Source organism: Corynebacterium pseudopelargi (assembly GCF_003814005.1).
Lineage (GTDB): Bacteria > Actinomycetota > Actinomycetes > Mycobacteriales > Mycobacteriaceae > Corynebacterium > Corynebacterium pseudopelargi.
Genome location: NZ_CP033898.1, coordinates 651,564 through 674,132, shown reverse-complemented (window position 1 = coordinate 674,132; position 22,569 = coordinate 651,564). Strand labels below are relative to the sequence as shown.

Genomic DNA, 22,569 nt, shown 5'->3' with positions numbered 1-22,569 from the left:
TTTGCAGGTGCTGGGCGTCCACCCCGACAGTGCGGGTGGTGGAGGCATGCTTTGCCAAATTGATCTACCTTCACAGAAGTTTGGGAACAGAAGCAGGATCGCTTTCGCGCCACACCTTACCAGCGCGAAGTCTTCATGCCGATTGCAGCAAGAGCCACCATGCCCGCAGTAGCCGTGCGCAACACCTCCGGCCCCAGCTTCAATGCGAGCGCTCCACGGGCTGAAAACGCCTCGAGTTCTTCGGGGCTAATGCCACCTTCAGGGCCAATAATTAACGCCAGCGACGCTGCGGCACCAAGCTCACAATCCTTGATGCCAACCGTGGCCGATTCATGCAGCACATACACCGCATCAAAGGCATCTAAGCGTGCGGCGACCTCTTGGGTGCTGTGAGGTTGTTCAATGCGCGGCAGCCTGGCCCTACGCGATTGTTTGGCGGCAGCACGCGCGGCCTGCTCCCACTTGGCCACAGCCTTGTCGCGCTTTGCGCCCTGCCACTTGGCCACGCAGCGCGAGGCTTGCCAGGGCACCACCACATCCACGCCTGCTTGGGTGAGCAAATCGACGGTGAGTTCAGAACGTTCTGATTTTGGCACTGCTTGGAAAACCGTCACCGAGGGCTTGGGCAAAGGTTCTGTGCCGCGCTCAAGCACACGCGCGATGAGGCGATCTTTGGCAGGAAGCTCGATGACTTCACAGATGGCGAAGGCACCGTTGGCGTCGACAAGCTTGATGTGCTCGCCCACGGCGGTGCGCTTGACCGTCACTGCGTGTTTGCCCTCGGGGCCATCCAGGCTGAGGGTGTCGCCCTCGAGGGAATCGGCGATAAAAACCTGAAGGGACATTAGCGGCGGAAGCGGTTTCTAAAACGTCCGAAAAAGCCGTCTTGCTGGCTGCGGCTGCGCACCTCGGCATGATCACCGTTGTGCTCACGCAACTGCTCGAGCAGGCTGCGGGTTTTTTGATCAAGCTGCGCCGGGGTGTGTACCTCGATGCTGGCTACGAGATCGCCGCGGCCGTCCTGGTTGATCTTTGGCATGCCCTTGCCGGCGATGATGACGCGCTCGCCAGGCTGGGTCCCTTCAGGAATTTCCACATCGATGGGCTGCTCGTCTAAGCCCATCACCTGCACGGTGGTGCCCAACGCGGCATCGGCCATGGGGGTATCGATCTGCACATGCAGATCATTGCCGTCGCGCTGGAATACGGCATGGGGTGCAAGGTGTACTTCCACATAGAGATCGCCTGCAGGGCCGCCGCCGTGGCCAACTTCGCCCTGGCCGGACATGCGCACGCGCATGCCATCGGCAATACCTGCGGGGATATTCACCGTGAGATCACGACGAGCCTTCACACGGCCTTCGCCGGCGCATTTTTCGCAAGGATCAGGCACGATCTCGCCCACACCACGGCACTTGGGGCAGGTGGAGGTGGTGAGCACATTGCCGAGGAAGGAACGCTGCACCTGCTGCACCTCGCCGGCACCGCCGCAGTTATCGCAGGTAATGGGCTTGGCCTTGGTTTGAGAGCCGCTTCCCTCGCAACGATCACACAAAATGGCCGTATCGATGGTCACCGGCTTTTTCACGCCATTGAATGCTTCTTCTAAGGTGAGCTCGGTGCGCAAAAGGGCGTCGTTGCCGGGCTGCACGCGCGAACGCGGCGGGCGACTTGCCCCACCACCTTGGCCAAAGAAGGCCTCGAAAATATCGCCCAAACCGCCGCCGAAGTTGGCGCCACCAAAACCACCGGCGCCACCGCCGCCTTGGGCCATTGGGTCGCCACCCATATCCACGATGCGACGCTTTTCTGCATCCAGCAGCACCTCCTGGGCCAGCGAAATCTCACTGAACTTCGCTGCTGCCTCCTCGGTGTCGTTGACATCCGGGTGGTATTTGCGGGCTAATTTGCGATACGCCTTTTTAATCTCGTTCTCGCTGGCGTCACGGTCGACGCCCAAAATGCCGTAATAGTCTCGAGCCATAAGTCTCTAGCGGTCCTAACACCTTGTGAATTGTCGCGTACATCAGCGAATTGGAAGCGAAACGATAATACTACTCGCCGCCTAAAACGCGGGATACGTAACTTGCAACAGCATGCACCTTGGACATTGTTCCCGAGTAATCCATAAAGGTAGGCCCAACCACAGCCAAACCACCCAACGTGGCTCCTTGGGCACCATATCCAGTGCTCACCACCGAAGCCCCGGGCAAGCCGGCCTCGGAATTTTCCTGGCCAATATGCACCTGCACCTGGCCTAATTCCTGCACATTTGCCAATAGGCGCAAGACCACCACTTGTTCCTCTAAGGCCTCAAGCAATTCATGGGAAAGGTGCTGCGTGGCCTTGGCCAACTGTGATGCCCCAGCCACGATGATCTTGTCATTCGGCTGCTCTACGAGCGTTTCGACGAGCACCGTAATGCACCGCAACGCAATCATCTGGATCTCTGGATCCAAGGGCATGGCAGTATCGGCAGGATCGGCCAGTTGGGTAAGGGAGACGGAGGCGTCGGCAAGCGTGCGCCCCTCTAAGGTCTTATTCAGCACATCGCGAAGCATGGCCACTTGCTCGGCATTACAGGGGCGATCGAGCTCCACATTCCTTTGATCCACCCGGCCGGTATCAGTGATGAGCACCAACAACAGGCGAAGCGGGGTCAACGCCACCACCTCTAAGTGCTTGACGCGCGCGACCGCCAAATTGGGCAACTGCACCACCGCGGCTTGGCGGGTGAGCTGGGAAAGCAGGCGCACGCTGCGATGCAGCACATCTTCGAGGTCTACTCCCCCTTCAAGAAAATTCAAGATGGCGGTGCGCTCTGCCTGGGATAGGGGCTTGACGTCGTGGATGGAATCGACGAATTCCCTATACGCCCGCTCAGTGGGGATGCGACCGGAACTAGCATGCTGCTGCACGATATAGCCCTCGGCCTCAAGCGCTGCCATGTCATTGCGGATCGTGGCAGAAGAAACATTGAGGTTGTGGCGTTCCAATAATGCCTTGGAGCCCACTGGATCTTGGCGCGCAATATAGTCGGCCACGATGGCATGCAACACCTTCGTGCGACGCTGACTCGTACTACTTGCCACCTGCGCTGCCCCTTTCCTTTTCTTGGCTACCTAGCGGTGAGGATATCGGCGATGATCCCATCTGCCAACAATCTGCCAGCCTTTCTCACACGCACCCGCTGCCCCACTTCTACCAAGTCCATCGCCTCATAGCGAGCAAGCACCTCACGCTCGGAGGCATTAAAAAGCTCAAGCGGCACACCTTCGCGGATACGAAGCCCCAGCATCACCCGTTCTTCATGGCGCTGCTCGGCACTTAAAAGCTCACGATCTTGAATGGGCAATGCGCCTTGGGCCAACTGCGCGGCATAGGTGGCGGGGTGTTTGACGTTAAAGAAGCGCTCATTGCCAATATGCGAGTGCGCACCAGGACCTGCGCCCCACCAATTGCCGTCGCGCCAATACAAAAGATTGTGTTCGCACTGCCCGCCCGGCTTGGCCCAGTTCGATACCTCGTACCACTCAAACCCTGCCTCTTGCAGGCGCGCATCGATCATGGCGTAGCGATCGGCATACACATCTTCATCCGGTGCATGCAGCTCCCCTTTGCGCACCTTCCTAGCCATGGCCGTGCCATCTTCCACGATCAGCGAATAGGCACTGACATGATCCACGCCAGTTTCCAGCACACGATCAAGTGTGTGGGCTACGTCCAGGTCGTGCTCATAAGGGGTGCCGTAGATCATGTCTAAATTCACATGCTCAAAGCCCGCAGCCTTCGCCTCGGTGGCCGCCTCAAAAGCCCTGCCAGGGGTATGGGCGCGGCCGAGAATTTCTAAGACACGACTGCTTGCAGATTGCATGCCTAAAGAAATGCGCGTGAAACCGGCCTCGCGGAGCTGCTGGAAAAACAGCGGCGAGGTGGATTCCGGGTTGGATTCGGTGGTGATTTCCGCCCCCGGCTGGATACCCACCTCACGCCTGATCATGCCCAAGATGCGCACCAACCCCTCCCAGCCAAGCATGGAAGGAGTACCACCGCCGATAAAAATGCTGCTCACAGGCTGGGTGTGGGCTAAGGCAAGTTCTTGTTCGAGCGCGTCAAGGTATTGCGCAGGTGAGGTGGCGCTGCCAAGCTCACCGGGGGTGTAGGTGTTGAAGTCGCAGTAGCCGCAACGCGTGGCACAAAAGGGCACGTGGATATACAGCCCGAAGGGTGGTTTATCCAACCGATGCTCCAGCGGCGTGGCGCTTGGCAGCTACTTTGGCTACCACAGCGTCAATGCGAGCGCGCTCGTTGAGAAACTGCGGCGGATTCGTCCCTCGCATGGTGCGCGCATAGCCGGGGTGCTCGAGTGCTACGGCTTCACGCCAGGCTTGGACGATGGCGCACACAATGTCGTGGCAGTGCGCATAGAGCCTGGATAGGTTGAGTACCTGCAAGTCGCGGGCACCGCGTTCAGTTTCTGCCAGTACCCACTCCACGCAGCCTTCGAGGGCGTCGATCACGGCCGCTGCGCGGGCGTCGAGCGAGGAGGTGAGCTCGCGAACCACCACCGGCTGCTGCTGAATGGGATAGGCCATGCGCAGTGCTGCTGCGTGGAAGAGTTTGGGTTCGGCTACGCGCTTGGCCGGTGCCGTTGTTGTTGCGATCCGGCCCGATGCCACCCCGGATACGAGGGCTTGGCGCAGCCCGAGGAGTTCTGCGCTGACGCTTCTTGCGTCATTGCGTGCGTCCTGGGCGATCTCTTCGAATTCGGCCACGCAGTCGTCGACAAGCTCAATATCCCAGTCGCGGATGGCCTCGATCAGATTCTCGATATAGGTGGCCATTTCATCGCCGATGTTAAAGAGCTCTTGAGTGAGCTCGCGGTGCCGCAAGGTGGCATCCGTAACCTGCATCCGCGTCGGCCTTTCCAATAGAGACTCGTATCAAACCTTCATGCGCGCCTTGAGGGAAGCGCTGCATGCAACCTTAAAACTTTCTGTGCCATTCCCGCGCGCGCCACGCCCGAGCAATACAAAACTCGCCCGAGCAAACCCGAAGATCTCCAGGTAAGCGCAGGCGAGCAGTGTTTTTTAGCTTATCGACGATACAAGCGGTCGATCGCATCCGAATAGCGTCGAGTGACGACGTTGCGCTTCACCTTCATCGTTGGGGTCAGCTCGTCATCTTCCTCGGTGAGATCGCGATCGAGGATGATGAACTTCTTAATGGACTCCGCATGAGAGACCATGGCATTAGCCGAGTTCACGGCGTCTTGGACCTCTGCCCTTAAGAAGGGATCATCGCTTAAATCGCGCACCGTCTTGGAGGCAGGAATGTTGCGGTTAAGCTTCCAGCGCTGCAAAGCCTCCTCATCCAAGGTGACCAACAAACCAATAAAGGGCTTGCCGTCGCCTACCACCATGGCCTGGCTGATCAGCGGGTGCGCGCGGATGGCGTCTTCCAAAGGCCCTGGCGAAACATTCTTGCCGCCTGCGGTAACGATGAGCTCTTTCTTTCGGCCCGTGATCATCAAATGGCCAGAATCGAGCAACTCGCCCAGGTCGCCGGTATTAAACCACTCGCCTTCCATCGACTCCTGGGTGGCCTCATCGTTTTTCCAGTAGCCATCGAACAAGATATTGCCCTTGACCAAGATCTCGCCGTTTTCATTGATCTTGATGCTGGTACCACCCACCGGCAAACCGACGGTGCCGATCTTCTGATTGTCATAGGACACCGTGGCAGCAGCACAAGTTTCTGTAAGCCCATAGCCCTCATACACCGGCACACCGATGCCCCGATAAAAGTGCAAAAGATCAGGGCCGATGGCAGAACCACCAGAGATGCAATACTTCACCGCCGAGCCCATAGCCGCGCGGATCTTCGAATACACCAGCTTGTCAAAGGTCTTGTGCTTGAGCTGCAAAGCACGAGACGGCCCCTCAGCAGTATCGAGCGCGCGAGAATACTCCTGCGCCACCTGCTCTGCCTGCTTAAACATCGCAGCCTTGAGCGGGCCGCCGGACTGGGCATTCGCCGCCGCAGAGTTGCGCACCTTTTCAAAAACGCGCGGCACACCCAAAATCATGTTCGGCCGAGCACGCTGGAACTCCATGGCAATGGTGGAAAAATCAGACCAGTGCGATTGGGTGGCGCCACCGATGGCCACCGCAAGCGCGACCGCGCGCGCCAGCACGTGCGCCATGGGCAAGAAAGTGAGCACGCGAGTACCGGGCACTGCGATATGGCCAATGGAGTTGGTCAGCAGCGCCTGGGCCTCGGAAAGCCAGTTGAAGTGCGTGAGCTTGCAGCCCTTAGGCCTGCCAGTAGTGCCTGAGGTGTACACCAAAGATGCAAGATCCTTGGAGTGGGTATTAGCGATGCGGGCATCAACCTCGGAAGAATCGACCGTGCGACCCTCAAACTTCAAGGTTTCAATGGCCGAGGCGTTGATCTCGAGGATGCGACGCAGCTTCGACTCGGACCCCTTCAAGGCCGGCTCGCCGTCTTCTTGCAGCACCAGGTGGCTCATCAGCTCAGTGTGATCGCGCGTTTCCGTGATGGCGAACACCGCACCTGAATCTTCAATGATCCACTCGATCTGCTTGAGCGAAGAAGAATCATAAATCGGCACGCTCACCGCACCGGCAGCCCAAATGGCAAAATCCAACAAGGCCCACTCATAGCGGGTAGAAGAAAGCAACGCGATGCGATCACCTTGCTCCACACCTGCATTAATAAAGCCCTTCGCTACCTCAAAGACCTCATTGATAAATTCCGCAGCCGTGACATTGACCCACTCGTAATTCTTCGGCCGAGTAAACATCACCCCATACGGCCGCGCCTTGGCGGTGCTCATCAGGGCAGTCAGGCAGGTGTCATGCTCACCTACCGTGTACTCGGCTTTCGTGCTCACTTCTTGCACGGCGCTTTACTCCTTCAAGGTCTTTTCAAAACAATCACTGCCCCACCAGGACCCACTCAACAATGCGCCCTCAGCGTTGCCACGCCTTGGCTATGAGTGCGCATCGGTTTTTGGTGCGCCTTTAAGCTCGATGCGCCTTTAAGCGTTGTTGGGCCTCCTGGCTGCCCCAAGGAAAAAACTTGAGGCAAAAAGCAGCGTTTTGTCCGAGGGTACCGCGTTTTAGTTTCGCATTGGTTTTGTCTTGGTTTGTGGCTTGGTTTCTGGCTTGGTTTCTGGCTTGGTTTGTACCTTGGTTTTGCTGCCAAAAAGCACCACCGTGTACGCACGCATTGAAGAAGTAGCCGTTTTTCACAGCCAATCGTGTGCTGCACTTCCGACACTTCCGGGCTGACATGGCACAATGTTGCCTTGTGACATACATGGATACGCTGCGAGCCCTGGCCGATGCCCACAACATTGCGTGGTCTTATCAAGACACCGCTGGCCAAACCGTGCACGTGAGTGAAGACACGCTGCTGAAAACCCTGCGCGCCTACGGTGTGCACTTTGGCAACGAGCCAGAAGGCTGGCAGGATTCGGTCTTTGCCGTAGAGGCGGAAAACCCCAGCCAAGAAGCCCTCGAGGCAGCACTTGCGCGGGTAGAGGCAGATCGTTTTAGCCGGCCGCTGCCCCCATGCGTGGTAGCCACCCATGGCTATCCCTATGTGGTGCATGTCCATGTCCATGATGGCGCGAGCGCCCGGGTGAACGTCACGCTCGAAGATGGCAGCGTATGCGAAGCAGAGCAGGTAGAAAACTGGACCCAGCCCCGCGAGATCGACGGCGTGGTGTGGGGCGAGGCCTCGTTCCGTTTGCCCGAGGATCTGCCCCTGGGTTGGCACACGCTGACCTTAGAATCCGACGACTTCACCTCCAGCGGCTTCCTTGTCGTTACCCCGCACCGGATTCCTACTTCAGATGCCTTTGTTGAGCGCCCGGCCGCCGGCGTGATGGCGCAACTGTATTCAGTCCGTTCCAAGCACTCCTGGGGCATGGGTGATTTCAGCGACCTTGGCAGGCTTGCCGCAACCGTGGCCGAGGATGGCTTCGACTTCCTGTTGATTAATCCCCTGCACGCAGCCGAGCCCTACCCGCCAGTAGAAGACTCACCCTATTTGCCTACGTCCAGGCGCTTTATCAACCCCATCTATATCGACATTGATCAGATTCCCGAGCTGCTCACCTTAGATGAGGCCACCCGCGAGGAGATTGAAGAAATCGGCGCGGATTTCCAAACCCTCAACACCACCGCGGCACAGATTCGCCGCGACGATATTTACGCCACGAAGCTTCAGGTGCTTCGAGAAATCTTCGCGGCCGGCCGCGAGCAGGCCCGCGAACAAGACTTCCGTGACTTTATCGCCCGCGAAGGCGAAGGGCTTCAGCACTTTGCCACCTGGTGCGCTAAGCGCGAAGCCGAAGAACTCGGTGTCGATGGCAATCACGCCCAAGCCCCAGACATTGATGAGCTGGCCGAGTTTTATATGTGGCTGCAGTGGATCTGCGAGCAACAACTTGGCGCCGCTCAATCAGCAGCCACCGACGCCGGCATGCGCATCGGCATCATGGCCGATCTTGCCGTGGGTATTCACCCCGGCGGTGCCGACGCCCACAATTTGGCAGATGTGCTCGTCCAACAGGCCTCGGTGGGTGCACCACCGGATGCCTATAACCACCAGGGACAAGACTGGTCCCAGCCACCATGGCACCCAGAAAAGCTGGCAGAAGCTGGCTATATTCCCTGGCGCGATTTGTTGCGCACAGTACTTAGGCACTCCGGTGGCATCCGTATTGACCACATCCTTGGGCTGTTCCGCCTCTTTTGGATCCCCCGCGGCCAAGCACCCACCACCGGCACCTATGTGCGCTACGACCACCAGGCGCTCATCGGTATTTTGGCCCTCGAAGCCGAGCGCGCAGGTGCTGTGGTTATTGGCGAAGATCTGGGCACCTTCGAGCCTTGGGTGCAGGAATACTTAGCAGACCGCGGCGTGATGGGCACCTCCATTGTGTGGTTTGAAAGCGACTGGGAGGGCAATCCGCTGCGCCAGGAGCACTATCGCCAGCTCGCCCTCACCTCCGTTAACACCCACGACCTGCCACCTACGGCTGGGTATCTCGGCGGCGAGCACATTGAGCTACGTCACCGCTTAGGCCTACTCGAATCCGATGTGGCAACCGAGCATGCCCAAGATCTGCACTGGCAGGCGCAAGTATTAGAGCGAGTAGCCGAACAAGGCGGCTTCCGAGCCGAAAACGCCGAAAACGCCGAGCATGCCGAAGATGCTGCTGCTCCGAGCGCTCAGGCAGGCCGGGTGCCCGAGCACTTCCATGGCCTTGAGCGCGAGCAACGCGGCGACCTCCACACCCTCATCGAGGGGCTCTACCGCTTTATCGCGCACACCCCATCCGCACTGAGCTGTGTGTCTTTGGTGGACATGGTTGGTGATACCAGGGCTCAAAATCAGCCCGGTACAACAAAAGACCAGTACCCCAACTGGTGCATTCCCCTATGCGATGGCGATGGCCAGGCGGTACTCATTGAAGATCTTCAAACCTACCCGCTGTACCAGCAGGTAGCGAGGGCTTCTCGTCGATAAGCAACCAACTTGGCCATTTCCTGCTACCTAATGCGGTAGCAGGGCGCTCGGGTGGTGTGGGGAGGCAACGTCGCACAGCCGCGCGCTGCCCCAGTCAAAGTTCACTGCCGGGGGTAAACCTTAAAAGGCAGTTACATTGCAGAGATAAGCCAGGCCAATATCATCAACGCAAGCAGCAGGTATAGGGCTTGGCGCACACGCGACTGTGGGTATTTGCGCTGGCCTTGTGCGCGCTTTTGATCCTGCTTGCGCAATTCCTCAGGGTTCGCCATGTTTAGCCGAGGCCACTCTTTCTGCATCGTTGCGAGTCATTCGATCCAGACTAACCTTAGCCTGTGCCCGCGCCCGTGCTCTAGCACCACCCCGTGCAAGCAAAGAGCCCACACGGTCTACCACTCGCAGCCACAGCAATGCCAACACCGCGCATAGGGGCACGGCCACGGCGATCACTAAGGTCACCTGCAACCACAGCGGAGAGGTTGTTAAAAACTGTGCGGTGCGATCGCCCAGGTCAGTGAGCCATTCCCACATAGCAACCTCCTTTAGATGCCTCGCTGTTACGCCCGCTTCTTCAATGCGTGCGCACGCTTTTGTGTATCTCGCTAGCTATCCTAGCGCCGCAAACGCTACCTGCCCGCGCGGTAGCATCGATGCCGTGAGCACCAATGCGAAACCTTGCCAATCACCAGGTACGAACGCCCGCGGCCAACGCTTTCATGGCTATATTGAGCCATCTCGCGATCAAGCCGAGGCGGATGTGGCCATTTTTGATCACATCGCCTACGCCAGCGTGGAGCAACCCTTTGATGCCCCCACGATGCGCACAGAGATCTCCCAACACGTTGGCAGGCCTGATCAATGCCCCTTGCTGTTGAGGGTGAGCATTCCGGCAGATGCCGAGCTTGGCGAGGATCTTCCCATCGTCGCCTTTATCCACGGCGGCGGTTTTGATTCCGGTTGGCGCAATGAGCACTGGTTTCATGGCGGCGGGCTCGCAGCGCAGCGGGTGATGATGGTGAGCATCGACTACCGCCTCGGCGTGTATGGCTTCGCGCGTTTTCCTGAAGATGAGCCCGATTCCTACCGGGGTATTAGCGACTGCCAGACTGCACTAGATTGGCTCCAGGGCAATGCCGAGGCCTTCGGCGGTGACCCCACCAATGTCACGCTCATTGGGCAGTCCGCCGGCGCCACCATCGCGTTGTGGCTGTGTAGGAAAGACCATTACAAAGGCACGTTTCGTCGCGCGATAGCGTTATCGCCTGCGTTTGCCCGCAAGAGCTTTGAGCAGCACAAACCCAGGCTGCGTTTCGCGCTTGGCCGCGCGATTACCCGCAAAAGTTTAAGTAAGCTTTCTGCCGATAAGTTAAGCCGCGGCTATCGCAAGTACAAGCGCTACGTTCCCACCGACCTGGCCATGGGACCTACTGGCCTTGATGGCGCAGAGCTGGCCGACGTGCCGCTGATTCTGAGCTGCACTGAGCAGGAGTGGTTTGCTTCTCGACGCACCGCTCGCATCGACGCGCGCCTGCCCAAAGCCTTACGCCCGCTCGTGGCGCGGCACTTTCACGCCAACGCCAATTACGTAGAGCACGAAGCAGAAGAAGCACGCTTCATGGCCAAGGTCGTTGGCGATTCAGCTATTCGACGCCAAGTTGACCACATCGCCGCTGCAGCCCAACCCCGTACCTGGGTGATCCATTACACGGGAAGCAATGAGCAACCCGCGGTGCATTGCTGCGATATTCCTTGGGTGCTGCAAAGCGAAGCCTATGTCGAACCTGGCACTGCAGAACATATTGAGCACCCAGCCGAGCACACCACCGCAAGAGTTGCCCAGATTGTGCAAGATTTTCTGCACGGCCACCTGCCCGATTGGCCAAGCTACCCAGAGCACCGCGAGACGCTCGCATTGAATGTGGCAACGGGCGCAGAGTCGATCAGCCGTGATCCTTTTGCCCATCTGCGCGCAGGCTTTAGCACCCCATGAGCAGCATACATATCGCCATCGGCAAGGCGCAGTGGGCGCTTCAAGCAGCACCTGGCTCAAAGCAGCACGCCCAATATGAACAAACGCTTCGCGCCGGGCAGCATGACTGTTTTCAGCAGCCCGCATACGTCCAGGGCTTGTTGCGTGCGTGGCGTGAGCACCCGGCGATACAGTTTCATGGCGATAGGCGGGTCGTCGACAAGGCAATGGAGCAGCTTGAGGCAATAAGCGGGCAGCAAACCAATGCCTCGCTGCATACCGCGGCGAGCATGTGGAAGTTTTATCGCAGTATTAGCCCAGGGGTGCATCCTGATGTGGAGATTCCTCAAGTAGTGCGCGCGCATGTGCCCGCCTACCAGGCGCATGTGAGCATCGAGATCGCAGGCCAAAACTACACACTGGCGGTGGCCACGCAATTTATCCCCAACGCCACCGATGCCTGGAGCCTTGGCACCTCACACAAACGCGCGCTGCTGCTCGATCACAGCGCAGACATGGGCCGCGCCCTCAAAGACATCCACCACGACCTCAGAACAAAGCTTCCCACCAGCACGGTGGCAGGGCGCGAACTTGCCCAACACATGCACGCCCGCGCCGAAGCACACATAGCCCAAGCCCCCGAGCTTCGCCCCTATGCCGAGCGCATACACGCAAGCTTCGATGCACTCGAAGGCAGCATCGCCACCCAACGCATCCACGGTGATTTACACCTTGGGCAGGTGCTCTGGGCCAATGGGTGGCATGTTGTGGACTTTGAAGGCGAGCCCGACCAAAGCCTCAGCCAACGCACCGCGCTGTTACCTGTGGCCTATGACCTGGCGGGGCTTATTCGATCCTTCCACTACGCCGGCCTGGATTATCCCAGCGAATTGCTCGCGGCGTACGGTCGCATTGACGAAATTCTCGTGCACGCCTGCGTGGTGGATCGCTTTGCCTATGAAGTGGCATACGAAAAACGGCACCGCCCCGATTGGGTGGCAGTGCCGTTACGTGATGCTGATGCGTTGTTTGCAGATGCGTTGTTCTAGTGCCTAGCGTTGCTGCTCGCTTTGGCTAAGAAGCGCTTGGCGAAGCTCTGCATGCCCGAGCTGTTCGACCATCCAGGGGCTAAAGGCGAAAGGTGTTGCGTCTACCGCTGCGATGAGTTGGGCTGGGCTTGTCCAGTGCAGCTCGGCTACTTCTTCGCGTTCGGGCGCCACGGTGGCGTTCGTGCGGGCGATGAACACGGGACAAATTTCCCACTCGACAATGCCGCTGGCGTCTACCGCTTTGTAGCGGAAGTCAGGAAGCACGCAGGTGACGTCGAAAAGCTGGCTTTGTGGGATTCCCAGCTCGAAGGGCACCCGGCGTGCCACGGCCTCGGCGGCGCTTTCTTGTGGCGCGAGGTGCCCGCAAGCGGAATTGGTCCACACCCCAGGCCAGGTCTTTTTGGCTAAGGCGCGGCGGGTGAGCAAAAGTTGCCCCTCGCCGTTGAGCACATAGCAGGAAAAAGCCAGGTGCAGGGGTGTTTCGGTGCTGTGGACGGTGGCTTTTAAGGCGGTGCCGGTGGGCTTGCCTTCAGAGTTAGCAAGTACGACCAATTCCTCTGCATGCATGCGAGGATCCTAACACCGCCTCGGCCGCGACGTTATTGGCGAACCCACGCCCCAATCGCCCGCGGCACCACCGGTTCCTGCTGCCCAAGCAGCATTTTCAGGTTGTGGTTCTTTTCCACCGCTTGAGTAATGCCTTTTACCTTGGTGTTCTTGCGCTCACGCCCACCTGGCTGCGCCCCCATCATCGGCGCAAGACCGCCAGTGCTTCCACGCATCGCGCTTGTCGACGCCCCACCGCCAGCACCCCCGGCGCCCGCAAGGCCATTGGGTGCGGTAGCAGCAGAAGGCCCTGCCATACCACGCATGCCACCAGCATTGCCGGCCGCACCGCCGGGATAGCCACCAGCGTGTGCCAAGCCTGAGCCACCAAGCCCGCCCATCCCCATCGCCGCCCCACCAGTAGCCAGGGCTCCCAAGGCGGCAGCGCCGGCGTGTTTCGCGCGACGCGAAGTGTGCGCGCCGCTCACACTGCCCTGCGAAGACGGCGCACCTGTTGCCAGCGATTGCTGATGCACCGGGGTGCCCAACCCCGCGATAGGGGCACCAGGACTGTGCGAAGAAGGCTGCGAGGCGGCCGAAAGTGGTGCTGGTTGCCCAGCGCCCGCACCGAGTTGCTGGGCGCTCGCCTGCGCAAATTGCCCAGGTGCTTGGGCAACGGAGGCTTGGGTGGTGGCGGCATCACCAAGCACCTGCGGACTCGCCTCACTTGCACCGGTAGCCACTGCCTCGAAACTGCCACCAGGCGTGTGCACCGACGCACGCAATGGCTCAGAAGGTGTACCCGTTGCGCCCAAACCTGCGGTATTGAGCTTTCCTTTCCCAGGAATCACCCCCATGCCCGTGCGAGCCAGGCCTCCACCAAGCCCCGCCACTGCGGGTGCCACCAAACTACGGATCATGGGCATACCAGTAGGAAGATCAGCAGCAATAGCTGGGTTGAGCTGCGCTAGGGCAGATTGTTCTGCGAGCATCTTGGCCCGAGGATCACTCGCTGCCTGCACCTGTGCCTGCGCAGCTAATACCTGGGGCAGGTGGCGTTGGTGGATGCCCACCATCGAGCTCACACTTGCAGCCATCACCTCACAGTTGGCCGCAAAGTTGCCTGCTGTTGCGGCCACCTCACTGATCTTTGCCGCAGCACGATCAAAGGCGATGCCTTCAGTCGTGGCCAGCAATTGGGCTGCGACCGACTCAAGCGATGTGGCCAGGCTTGCCGCGGCCGCACCGAGCTGCGTCCACTGCCTTGCCCCTTCAAGGCCGCCAGCCTCGTTCGTGGCGTTAAATTGTGCAACGAGCTGCTCAACACTCGTAGCTGGCACCATCACCGGAGGCGCGAAAGAAAAACCCGGAATGGTTGGGATAGGACGCATAGGAAAAAGGGCGGCCATGTCCCCCACATAGCCGCCCTCATCTGCAACGTCCATTGCGCGCTGAACGAAGTCATTTTGCATGCCCAGGCTACTTGCGGTTGCTTTAAGCGCCTCATATAGCCAGGCCACCTGGTGTGAAAGTGACTTAGCGACGCTCGCCGCGGAGCCCGGTGCTCCTGCCAACACCAGCGCATGCTGGGCACCAAGCTGATCAAGGCCAGACACAGGTGAGAACGTGGCGAGCGCCGGTGCGGCGCTTGAAATAGTGGTCGATAAAAATGATGATGCTGTGATTGTCTGAAGCGCCGCTGCGGTGGAAGCAAGCTGCGACGAACTGAATTGAACCTTCATTGGTCCCCCTTCGAGATGGCAATAATCTGGTGCAGGATTCCCGCATTCTGCCGGCATTGCTTTTCTAGCTCAGTATTGAAAATCCCATAACTTCCAGAAACTGCAATTCTCCCCCGCGAGGTATCAACAGATACTTCACACATCGATTCGAAGTCCACCGGATCTCCGAAATACCTGGCATCCGGAAGCGCATCATCATGGAACTGGAAGAACTCTTCCCTGGCAAAGGCCTCGCGAACTTCATTGCTTTGAAGCGTCGACATGAAGCTCAAAGTCCCAATAGGATCAGGCCCTGGTCCTCCCATGAAATAGCTACACATCGCCACTCCCCTGGCCGGGTTATGCGACGGGTGTTGCATTTCTTCTGGAGCCAACGTGAGCTTGTATTCCTGCAACAAGGACTCTGGCACCGCACTGCACACGTCAAAGAAGTCAGTCTCATTTACGTTGGGCGCAAAAACTTCCCCGAGATAAATTCTTTTACCATCAGCCGTAAATTCGCCTGCTTGCCCATCAGTACCGCCAGCACGATCATCGCCAACACCTTGCAGCCCCTTAGCGACACTGCCGCTTGAGGTTTCTGTTCCTGCTCCTCCTCCTGCACCCAAAGCGCAACTGGTGAGCATGAAAGCCAGGCAACCAAGACTCCATAAGCTTCGCCGGGCATAGAAGGCAGGTTGCGTGTTGCCGTTATGTAGACCCAATTTCTGCACGGGAGGTTTCCTTCCGTATTCAACAATGTCGGCAGGGCAGAAAACCCTGCTACTTCTGTTAGACGAAATTCCGGGCGAACGGTTCCCTCAAATCCAAAAGTTTTTCTAAAGCACTACCCCCGAGGGGCTAGCCAAGCAGTGACGTCATGATTGCCAACACAGCACCCACGAACAGCACACCTGCTGCATATCGGCGCTAAGAAGGGTGGATGGCAGAGGGGGTGGGTGCGGTGGCGTCGAAAAGCTAAAAACCTTGCCCCAAAAGGAAGCACGGCTGCGAACACCCCGCAGCGGCCCCGTCGAAAAGCCCCCTGCAGCTCCCCCAAGCTGCCCCACTTTTTCGACGCCCCCGAACCACCTGCCGTGAAGGCCTCGGTGGTCTCCTTGGGCTCAGGCTGCGGTTGCTTCAAGCGGTGTCGCAACCGTGCTCACTATATGTTTGACGTAAAAACGCAGCCCGAGGATCCCACCTCATTTCCTCGGCCCACCCCCGCGCCAGCACAGAATGACGCATTGATACAGCTCAAGGCATGCAAAAGCCCCGCCGCGAGCCACCCCCGCGACGGGACTGCAAAAGCTTAGATATTGGTGAAGTTGCCCTTGAACTTCAGGTTGCCGATCTGGAATTCAGCATCGCTTAAATTGCCGAAATTCACATCGAAAGCATAAGCGAGGTTGGTAGAAGCGTGAGCCTCAAGCGGAAGCTCAAGATCAACGGTGCCGTTTTCTACCCGATCGATGCTTTCCCCATTGACGGTCAAAGTGGGATCGGAGAATGCGTCGGCAGGCAGCGGGGCATCATTGTCGTTGGTGAGCAACACATAAATCACCGAGCCTCCACCCTGGCTGTTGTAATTCGCGCTCTGCAAACGAACGGTGGTGTTCAGGCCATCGTCGTGCTCAGCGTCGCGGGAAACATCAACCGTTGTAACGTCTACGTCCTTCGCCTCAAACTCCGGAGTAGCCGGCGCATTAGCGCTAATCGACGCCGCAGCGTCATCCGTCTCCGAACCACCGCAGGCAACTAAAGCCAACGACAGCAACGCCGCAGCGGACGTAGCTTTGAGCAACTGTGTGCTTTTCAAGACGTATTCCTCGCAGTTCTTCGCGTGCATCAACACCTGCAACTCTAGCGCCTGAATTGATTCGACAAACAATCCCAAAGTGCCATTTGCCGCAATTTGTGTAAAGATGAGCCGGTTTTCTAATCGTTCGCAGCGTTTGGGGCTGGCCGACGCCCTTGTGGTCGAGCGCAGTGTCAAAGCGAGCGTCCGCAACGTCAAAGCGAGCGCTACGGCGGCAGCGACTGGGCGAGGCAGCGACTGGGCGACCGCTACGGCGGCAGCAACCGCTACGACCGAGCGACCGCAACGTGCGGCGCTGCTTCTAAGAAGCCACAACCGAAACGCAACAGATACGCAACCGAAACACAACCGAAGGAGCCTCCTTATGCAAGCAATCGGCAAAATTTTGCGCTCTGCCTGGGTGCTCTGGCCTTTTTATCTTGGCGTGGTGCTCAATGCGGTGCTGGTTTCGGTGCTGGCGCTGCTTACTCCTTTCATCATTAAAAACGCCACGGATACTATCGTCGCTGCCACTACTGGCGAGGTTGATGCTTCTGATGTGAGCACTCATGTGATTTGGTTGGCGCTTGCGCTGTTGGCGGTGCAGTTTGCCAATACGTTGTTTAACAACATTGGTGGCTATATCGGTGATGTGATGGCTGCTCGTTTGCGGCAGATTCTTTCTACTCGCTACTTTGCCAAGCTGTTGGGCATGCCTCAGCGCTATTTTGATGATCAGGTCACTGGCACCATCATTGCTCGGCTTGATCGTTCGATCACTTCGATTACGCAGGCGCTGCAGGCGGTGGCGAATAATTTCTTCCCCATGATCATCACCATGGTGGCGGTGTTGGGTGTTTCGGCTAGTTACTATTGGCCGCTGGCTGTGTTGTTGGCAGTGATCATTCCGATTTATATGTGGCTGACTTCGCTGACTTCTAAGCGTTGGCAGAAGATCGAGGGGCAGAAAAACCGTCAGATCGACTTGGCGGGCGGTCGTTTTGCCGAGGTCGTCGGCCAGGTGAAGGTGGTCAAAAGTTTCGTTGCGGAGGTGCGCGAGCTCAGCAGCTTTGCTGGGCGTTTCCGTGAGACGGTCACTTTGACTAGGCGGCAGTCTTCTTGGTGGCATTTCATGGATACCTTGCGTGGGGCGTCGATGAATCTGATCTTCTTCGGCATTTATCTCACGCTGTTTCTTCGCACTTTGCACGGTTATTTCACCATCGGCGACATGGTGTTGCTGATCCAGTTGGTCAATATGGCTCGCATGCCCATGACCATGATGAGCTGGGTTGTTGATACCACTCAGCGCGCCATCGCCGGTTCGAAGGACTACTTCGAGGTCATGGATTTGGAACTCGAGGCCACGGTGAATCCCGAGATCGCCGCCGCTACCCATACCGATGATGTGCCCGAGCTTGTCGACGCCCACGTCGCTCCCCTTGCCCTGCCCTCATCGCCGCACAGCGAGGCCAAAGTCCCGGCGGTGCAATTCGATCACGTCTATTTTGAGTACTCCGAGGGCGAACCGGTGCTCAAAGACATTTCCCTGCGCGCAGCAGCAGGCGAGCGCATCGCCTTGGTGGGCGAATCCGGCGGCGGCAAAACCACCATGATTAATTTGCTGCTTGGCCTTTATCGCCCAACCCACGGCCACCTTTCTTTATGCGGCCGCGACATCAGCGAAGTCTCCGCCGAGCAATTGCGTGCCTCTGTTGGTGTGGTGTTCCAGGAATCCAGCCTCTTTTCGGGCACAATCCGCGAAAACATCGCGTACGCACGCCCCGATGCCAGCGATGAAGAAATCATCGCCGTGGCCAAGCGCGCCAACGCCCACGACTTCATCTCTGCATTCCCCGATGGTTACGACACCGTCATTGGCGAGCGTGGTTTGCGTCTTTCCGGTGGCCAAAAACAACGCGTTGCCGTTGCCCGCGCCATGCTCAAAGACGCCCCCGTGCTCGTGCTTGACGAGGCCACCTCAGCGCTCGACACCAAAAGCGAGCTCGCAGTCCAAGCCGGTTTGGATGAACTGATGCAAGGTCGCACCACCATCATCATCGCGCACCGCCTTTCCACCATCGCCGATGTAGACACCATTGTCACGCTGAAGAACGGCCGCATTGACGAAATTGGCGCCCCAGCCGATCTGGCCACCTCTGGTGGCATCTACGCCGAGCTGCTCGAACTGACCGCCAATAGCAACGAAGTATCTCGCGAACGCCTCAAGGCTTTCGGCTTCCAGGCCTGATCGCACGCCGGCTGCTTTGGCGCATCGCTGGCTCCACGGCCTGCACCTCACGGCTTGAACGAGCTAGTGAAACCTCTTGGGGTGGCTTTGGCTACCTTGGAGGGTATGGATTTTCCCGAATATGAACGTCTCCGTGCCCGCCACACCATGAAATGGACTCGCCACGACGAGGATGTGATCCCTTTGTGGGTGGCCGAATCTGACTTCGCCACCTGCCCTGAAATCCACCAGGCTTTGCGCACCGCTGTGGAAGAAGAACGCTTTGGCTATCCCCCATCGGCCGAGGGCTTGCAGCAGGCCTGCGCGCAGTTCTACCAGGATCGTTATGGTTTCCCTGCGCGCCCGGAGTGGATCTTCCCGCTGCCTGATGTGGTGCGCGGTTTGTATATCGGCATCCAGGAATTTAGCCAACCGGGCTCCAAGGTGGTCGTGCCCGTTCCCGCCTACCCGCCGTTCTTCCAGGTGCTCGACGCCACTGATCGCGAGGGCATTTTCTTGGATGTCAGCAACGGCCTTGACTTCGATGAACTCGAGCGCGCTTTCAAAGCGGCCGGTTCGATGCTGCTGTGCAACCCTTATAATCCGCTCGGTTTTACCTTCAGCCGCGAAGAGCTCGAGCGCATCGTGGAACTCGCCGCTGCCAATGATGTTCGTTTGCTTGTCGACGAAATCCACGCGCCCCTCGTCTACGAAGACACCCACATCGTTGCCGCCGGGATTTCCGAACTGGCAGCCAAGCAATGCATCACCATCACGGCTACCTCCAAGGCTTGGAATACCGCTGGCTTAAAGTGCGCCCAAATTATTTTCAGCAACCCTGAAGATGTGCAGCGCTGGGAGCAGCTCAGCCCTGTGACCAAAGATGGCGTTTCCACCCTCGGTTTGCTCGCCGCCGAAGTTGCCTATTCCAAGGGACGCGAATTCTTAGATGAAGAACTGGCGTATCTTCAAGCCAACCGCGACTTCCTTGTCCGCGAGATTCCGAAGCGCCTGCCCGGCGCGAAGGTTCGCAACATTGATGCCACCTACTTGCTGTGGATCGACTTCCGCGATTGTGGTCTAGAGCAGCCGGCGGCGTTCTTCCTCGAGCACGCTCGCGTAGCGCTCAACGAGGGCACCATGTTTGGCGAACTCGGCCGCGGCTACGCGCGCCTTAATTTCGCTACCTCTCGCGAGATTCTCGAAACTGCACTCGAGCGCATGGCCAAGGCTTTGGATCAGCGTTCATAGATCGCATGTTCTTCATCGAGGGCGGTGCTAGGTAGAACAGGCCGCCCTCTTTTTCAATGCGTGCGTTTAAAGAAACGAAAGAAGGACTCTTGTGCGACGTTCTGCTGGCGTGATCATTCCCACCGCGCTTACGTTATTTTCGATGTTCTTTGGTGCGGGCAATCTGATTTTCCCACCCATGCTCGGACAAGCCGCCGGTGAACATTTCCTCCCGGCGATGCTCGGGTTCTTATTGGGCGGCATCGGCTTACCTGTTTTAACCATCATCACCATGGCAATGACTGGCTCCGATGTGCGAAGCCTCGGTGCCCGCGCCGGCAAAGTATTCAATATCGCGTTCTGCGTGGTGGCCTACCTTTCCGTCGGTGCGATGTACGCCATCCCACGAACGGGCGCGGTGAGCTATTCGGCGGTCGTTGATCCGGTGCTCGAGCCAGTAGGCGAATCGAGCGCGATGGTGGCGCATGCTGGCTTTAATGCCTTGTTCTTCTCACTAGCGCTATTGCTTGCGCTGTATCCCGGAAAGATCGTGGCCAACCTAGGCAAGGTGCTCACCCCCATCCTGCTTGGTTTATTGCTTTTGTTGCTGGGGTTGGTGCTGAGCAATAAGTCCCATGTGCAGCCCCAAAGCCCGCAGCCGCCCTATGATCATGCGCCTTTAAGTGCGGGCTTTTTGCAGGGATACCTCACCATGGATTCCATTGCTGCGCTGGCTTTTGGCATCTTGGTCATTGCTGCGTTGCGTTCACAAGGCAAGCCCGCCGAGGCATCAGAAGGCGCTGGAAGTTCGATTGTGTCTCGAGCGGTGATCGTTAGTTTGATTGCCGGCGCGCTGCTTGCCACGGTGTATGTGGGGCTTGGTTTGATTGGTTTGCACACCACCGAACACTTTGACGATGGCGCCGTGATGCTCGCCCAAGCAGCCCATGAGGTTCTAGGCCCATACGGCCAACTTGCCTTCGGCCTGACCGTCCTGTTGGCATGCATGACCACAGCCGTTGGCCTTCTGGCTGCCACCAGTGAGTTTTTCCACCGACTCATCCCAGGGGTGAGCTACCGTGCATGGCTCTGCACGTTTAGCTTCATCTCATTTGCCATCGCAAGCCTTGGGCTTTCAGCCGTTTTGCAGATCGCTGCGCCAATTATCGCCTTTATCTACCCCATCGTGATCACCCTGGTCGTAGCCACGTTGGTCGGTCGCATCTTCAAAGCGAGCGCTCGCCTCAACGCTGATCCAACGCTGTGGGCGTTTCGTCTTTCGGCTTGGACCGCGGCTTTCTTCTCGGCCTGGGCGTTGTTGGAACAGCTTGGAGTAATCGATATTGGGCTTGGGGCGTGGCCCTTGGCGAGCCAGGAGTTGGCATGGGTACTGCCGGCCATTGGTGCTTACGCAGTAGGCTTGGCGGCCGATCTGATTCAACTTTCGAAGAAAGGTGGGCGCGTTCATGCGGTATAGGACTTCACTGCTGGAGTTCGCCAGCGTGTATGAGCAAGATTCTGCGGCTTTGGCGTTGCGTCGAATAGCTCAAACTGCGCAGATGGCCGAAGCGCTTGGCTATCACCGACTCTGGTTTACCGAACACCACAACATTCCCAGGGTGGCTGCTGCAACGCCTGCGGTGCTCATTGCGCATGCCGCGGCGCACACTGAGCGGATTCGGCTAGGTTCCGGCGGGGTGATGCTGCCGAATCACGCCCCGTATGTGGTGGCTGAGCAATTTGGCACGCTTGAGGCGCTGTATCCCGGTCGCATTGACGTAGGGATCGGTCGTGCACCGGGTACAGACCCGCTCACCTTGGGCCGCGCTTTGCGTCGTCAACCTGGGGCTGCGGGCTTTGACCAGGATGTAGAGGACTTACAGGGCTTTCTTGCCGGGCGTTCCCCAATCCCGGGCGTGACGTGTGTGCCGGGCGCTGGCAGCAATGTGCCTTTGTATTTGCTTGGTTCTTCGCTCTATAGCGCAGGGTTGGCTGCGAAGATGGGGCTGCCCTATGTATTTGCCTCGCATTTTGCCCCGGATCATTTGGATCAGGCTTTGAGCTTGTATCGGCAGCAGTTCCAGCCCAGTGCTCAATTGGATTCGCCCTATGTGATGGTGGCGATGAATGCGCTGTGCACCGAGCAGCCAAGCGATATTGAGAAGGTTCGCGAACAGCATGTGGCTGCCTTCGCAGGGCCTCATGCAACACCGATGGCGCGTGCGCGCGCATTGACGATGCTCGAGCATTTCGCCTGCGGTGATGCCCAGCAGGTACGCGAAAGCGCCGGTGCGTTTATGCAACGCACCGACGCTGATGAGCTCATGTTGGTTATGCGCGCCCCGGATGCAGAGACTGCGCAGCGCTCTTTGCGTGATTGTGCTGAGGCCTTGGCCGACTAATAAGCAATGCTGCCCTCGTCGCGATGTTTCGGTGCGGGGGCAGCATCGGTAGCTGTGGGG

20 protein-coding genes are annotated in these 22,569 nt (G+C 58.4%); 7 read left to right on the top strand and 13 right to left on the bottom strand.

The window, feature by feature from the left end:
* Positions 1–116: 116 nt before the first annotated feature.
* The 7 genes from CPPEL_RS03255 to CPPEL_RS11205 all read right to left on the bottom strand — a co-directional run bounded on the left by CPPEL_RS03255 (position 117) and on the right by CPPEL_RS11205 (position 7,277).
* Positions 117–845 (bottom strand): 16S rRNA (uracil(1498)-N(3))-methyltransferase, encoded by a 729-nt coding sequence (locus tag CPPEL_RS03255; RefSeq protein WP_123959795.1) that lies wholly within the window; start codon positions 843–845, stop codon positions 117–119.
* Positions 845–1,984: a molecular chaperone DnaJ gene (gene dnaJ, locus CPPEL_RS03250; RefSeq protein WP_123959794.1), complete on the bottom strand. Its 1,140-nt coding sequence runs from the start codon at positions 1,982–1,984 to the stop codon at positions 845–847. Before dnaJ ends, CPPEL_RS03255 begins: the two co-directional genes overlap by 1 nt.
* A 70-nt stretch (positions 1,985–2,054) precedes the next feature.
* Positions 2,055–3,092: a heat-inducible transcriptional repressor HrcA gene (gene hrcA, locus CPPEL_RS03245; protein WP_123959793.1), complete on the bottom strand. Its 1,038-nt coding sequence runs from the start codon at positions 3,090–3,092 to the stop codon at positions 2,055–2,057.
* A 26-nt stretch (positions 3,093–3,118) separates the two neighbouring features.
* Positions 3,119–4,240 (bottom strand): radical SAM family heme chaperone HemW, encoded by a 1,122-nt coding sequence (hemW, locus tag CPPEL_RS03240; protein WP_123959792.1) that lies wholly within the window; start codon positions 4,238–4,240, stop codon positions 3,119–3,121.
* The gene (locus tag CPPEL_RS03235; protein ID WP_123959791.1) at positions 4,233–4,913 is read right to left on the bottom strand and encodes a hypothetical protein; all 681 of its coding nucleotides are present in this window, start codon (positions 4,911–4,913) and stop codon (positions 4,233–4,235) included. Before CPPEL_RS03235 ends, hemW begins: the two co-directional genes overlap by 8 nt.
* 182 nt (positions 4,914–5,095) lie before the next feature.
* The gene (locus tag CPPEL_RS03230; protein WP_123959790.1) at positions 5,096–6,925 is read right to left on the bottom strand and encodes an AMP-dependent synthetase/ligase; all 1,830 of its coding nucleotides are present in this window, start codon (positions 6,923–6,925) and stop codon (positions 5,096–5,098) included.
* Positions 6,926–7,046: 121 nt separating this feature from the next.
* A complete protein-coding gene (locus CPPEL_RS11205) occupies positions 7,047–7,277 on the bottom strand; it encodes a hypothetical protein (RefSeq protein WP_123959789.1) in 231 nt (76 codons plus the stop codon).
* A 58-nt stretch (positions 7,278–7,335) separates the two neighbouring features.
* Here CPPEL_RS11205 and malQ point away from each other — a divergent pair, with 58 nt between their 5' ends.
* Positions 7,336–9,564, top strand: a complete 2,229-nt coding sequence (gene malQ, locus CPPEL_RS03220; protein WP_123959788.1) for a 4-alpha-glucanotransferase — start codon at positions 7,336–7,338, stop codon at positions 9,562–9,564.
* Positions 9,565–9,695: 131 nt separating this feature from the next.
* Here the strand turns inward: malQ and CPPEL_RS11130 are convergent, their stop codons facing one another.
* Positions 9,696–9,836 (bottom strand): hypothetical protein, encoded by a 141-nt coding sequence (locus CPPEL_RS11130; RefSeq protein ID WP_164470368.1) that lies wholly within the window; start codon positions 9,834–9,836, stop codon positions 9,696–9,698.
* A complete protein-coding gene (locus tag CPPEL_RS03215) occupies positions 9,823–10,095 on the bottom strand; it encodes a hypothetical protein (RefSeq protein WP_164470323.1) in 273 nt (90 codons plus the stop codon). Before CPPEL_RS03215 ends, CPPEL_RS11130 begins: the two co-directional genes overlap by 14 nt.
* A 124-nt stretch (positions 10,096–10,219) precedes the next feature.
* Between CPPEL_RS03215 and CPPEL_RS03210 the strand changes: the two genes are divergently transcribed.
* Complete coding sequence (locus CPPEL_RS03210) at positions 10,220–11,554, top strand: carboxylesterase family protein (RefSeq protein WP_164470367.1); 1,335 nt, start codon at positions 10,220–10,222, stop codon at positions 11,552–11,554.
* Positions 11,551–12,582, top strand: coding sequence for a phosphotransferase (locus CPPEL_RS03205; RefSeq protein ID WP_123959786.1), 1,032 nt, complete (start codon positions 11,551–11,553; stop codon positions 12,580–12,582). The genes CPPEL_RS03210 and CPPEL_RS03205 overlap by 4 nt, the downstream gene beginning before the upstream one ends.
* 3 nt (positions 12,583–12,585) lie before the next feature.
* On the opposite strand, the gene idi is transcribed toward CPPEL_RS03205, so the two are convergent.
* From idi to CPPEL_RS03185, 4 genes are all read right to left on the bottom strand, one after another.
* Positions 12,586–13,149 carry an isopentenyl-diphosphate Delta-isomerase gene (gene idi / locus CPPEL_RS03200; protein ID WP_123959785.1) on the bottom strand — a complete coding sequence of 188 codons (564 nt, stop codon included), beginning with the start codon at positions 13,147–13,149 and terminating at the stop codon, positions 12,586–12,588.
* A 32-nt stretch (positions 13,150–13,181) separates the two neighbouring features.
* Entirely contained in the window at positions 13,182–14,870 is a 1,689-nt protein-coding gene (locus tag CPPEL_RS11320; RefSeq protein WP_123959784.1) for a hypothetical protein, read from the bottom strand.
* Positions 14,867–15,583 carry a hypothetical protein gene (locus CPPEL_RS03190; RefSeq protein WP_123959783.1) on the bottom strand — a complete coding sequence of 239 codons (717 nt, stop codon included), beginning with the start codon at positions 15,581–15,583 and terminating at the stop codon, positions 14,867–14,869. The genes CPPEL_RS11320 and CPPEL_RS03190 overlap by 4 nt, the downstream gene beginning before the upstream one ends.
* Positions 15,584–16,161: 578 nt before the next feature.
* A complete protein-coding gene (locus CPPEL_RS03185) occupies positions 16,162–16,668 on the bottom strand; it encodes a hypothetical protein (RefSeq protein ID WP_123959782.1) in 507 nt (168 codons plus the stop codon).
* A 364-nt stretch (positions 16,669–17,032) separates the two neighbouring features.
* Between CPPEL_RS03185 and CPPEL_RS03180 the strand changes: the two genes are divergently transcribed.
* The 4 genes from CPPEL_RS03180 to CPPEL_RS03165 all read left to right on the top strand — a co-directional run bounded on the left by CPPEL_RS03180 (position 17,033) and on the right by CPPEL_RS03165 (position 22,509).
* Entirely contained in the window at positions 17,033–18,898 is a 1,866-nt protein-coding gene (locus CPPEL_RS03180) for an ABC transporter ATP-binding protein (RefSeq protein WP_123959781.1), read from the top strand.
* A 105-nt stretch (positions 18,899–19,003) separates the two neighbouring features.
* Positions 19,004–20,128 carry a MalY/PatB family protein gene (locus tag CPPEL_RS03175; RefSeq protein WP_123959780.1) on the top strand — a complete coding sequence of 375 codons (1,125 nt, stop codon included), beginning with the start codon at positions 19,004–19,006 and terminating at the stop codon, positions 20,126–20,128.
* A 91-nt stretch (positions 20,129–20,219) separates the two neighbouring features.
* The gene (brnQ, locus tag CPPEL_RS03170; protein ID WP_245990494.1) at positions 20,220–21,584 is read left to right on the top strand and encodes a branched-chain amino acid transport system II carrier protein; all 1,365 of its coding nucleotides are present in this window, start codon (positions 20,220–20,222) and stop codon (positions 21,582–21,584) included.
* Positions 21,574–22,509, top strand: coding sequence for an LLM class flavin-dependent oxidoreductase (locus tag CPPEL_RS03165; protein WP_123959779.1), 936 nt, complete (start codon positions 21,574–21,576; stop codon positions 22,507–22,509). The genes brnQ and CPPEL_RS03165 overlap by 11 nt, the downstream gene beginning before the upstream one ends.
* Positions 22,510–22,569: the final 60 nt, after the last annotated feature.

Coding starts and splice junctions, on each gene's coding strand:
- CPPEL_RS03255 (WP_123959795.1), bottom strand. CDS start 845: ATGTCCCTTCAGGTTTTTATCGCCGATTCCCTCGAGGGCGACACCCTC.
- dnaJ (WP_123959794.1), bottom strand. CDS start 1,984: ATGGCTCGAGACTATTACGGCATTTTGGGCGTCGACCGTGACGCCAGC.
- CPPEL_RS03235 (WP_123959791.1), bottom strand. CDS start 4,913: ATGCAGGTTACGGATGCCACCTTGCGGCACCGCGAGCTCACTCAAGAG.
- CPPEL_RS11130 (WP_164470368.1), bottom strand. CDS start 9,836: ATGGCGAACCCTGAGGAATTGCGCAAGCAGGATCAAAAGCGCGCACAA.
- CPPEL_RS03215 (WP_164470323.1), bottom strand. CDS start 10,095: ATGTGGGAATGGCTCACTGACCTGGGCGATCGCACCGCACAGTTTTTA.
- CPPEL_RS03205 (WP_123959786.1), top strand. CDS start 11,551: ATGAGCAGCATACATATCGCCATCGGCAAGGCGCAGTGGGCGCTTCAA.
- idi (WP_123959785.1), bottom strand. CDS start 13,149: ATGCATGCAGAGGAATTGGTCGTACTTGCTAACTCTGAAGGCAAGCCC.
- CPPEL_RS11320 (WP_123959784.1), bottom strand. CDS start 14,870: ATGAAGGTTCAATTCAGTTCGTCGCAGCTTGCTTCCACCGCAGCGGCG.
- CPPEL_RS03180 (WP_123959781.1), top strand. CDS start 17,033: ATGCAAGCAATCGGCAAAATTTTGCGCTCTGCCTGGGTGCTCTGGCCT.
- CPPEL_RS03175 (WP_123959780.1), top strand. CDS start 19,004: ATGGATTTTCCCGAATATGAACGTCTCCGTGCCCGCCACACCATGAAA.
- CPPEL_RS03165 (WP_123959779.1), top strand. CDS start 21,574: ATGCGGTATAGGACTTCACTGCTGGAGTTCGCCAGCGTGTATGAGCAA.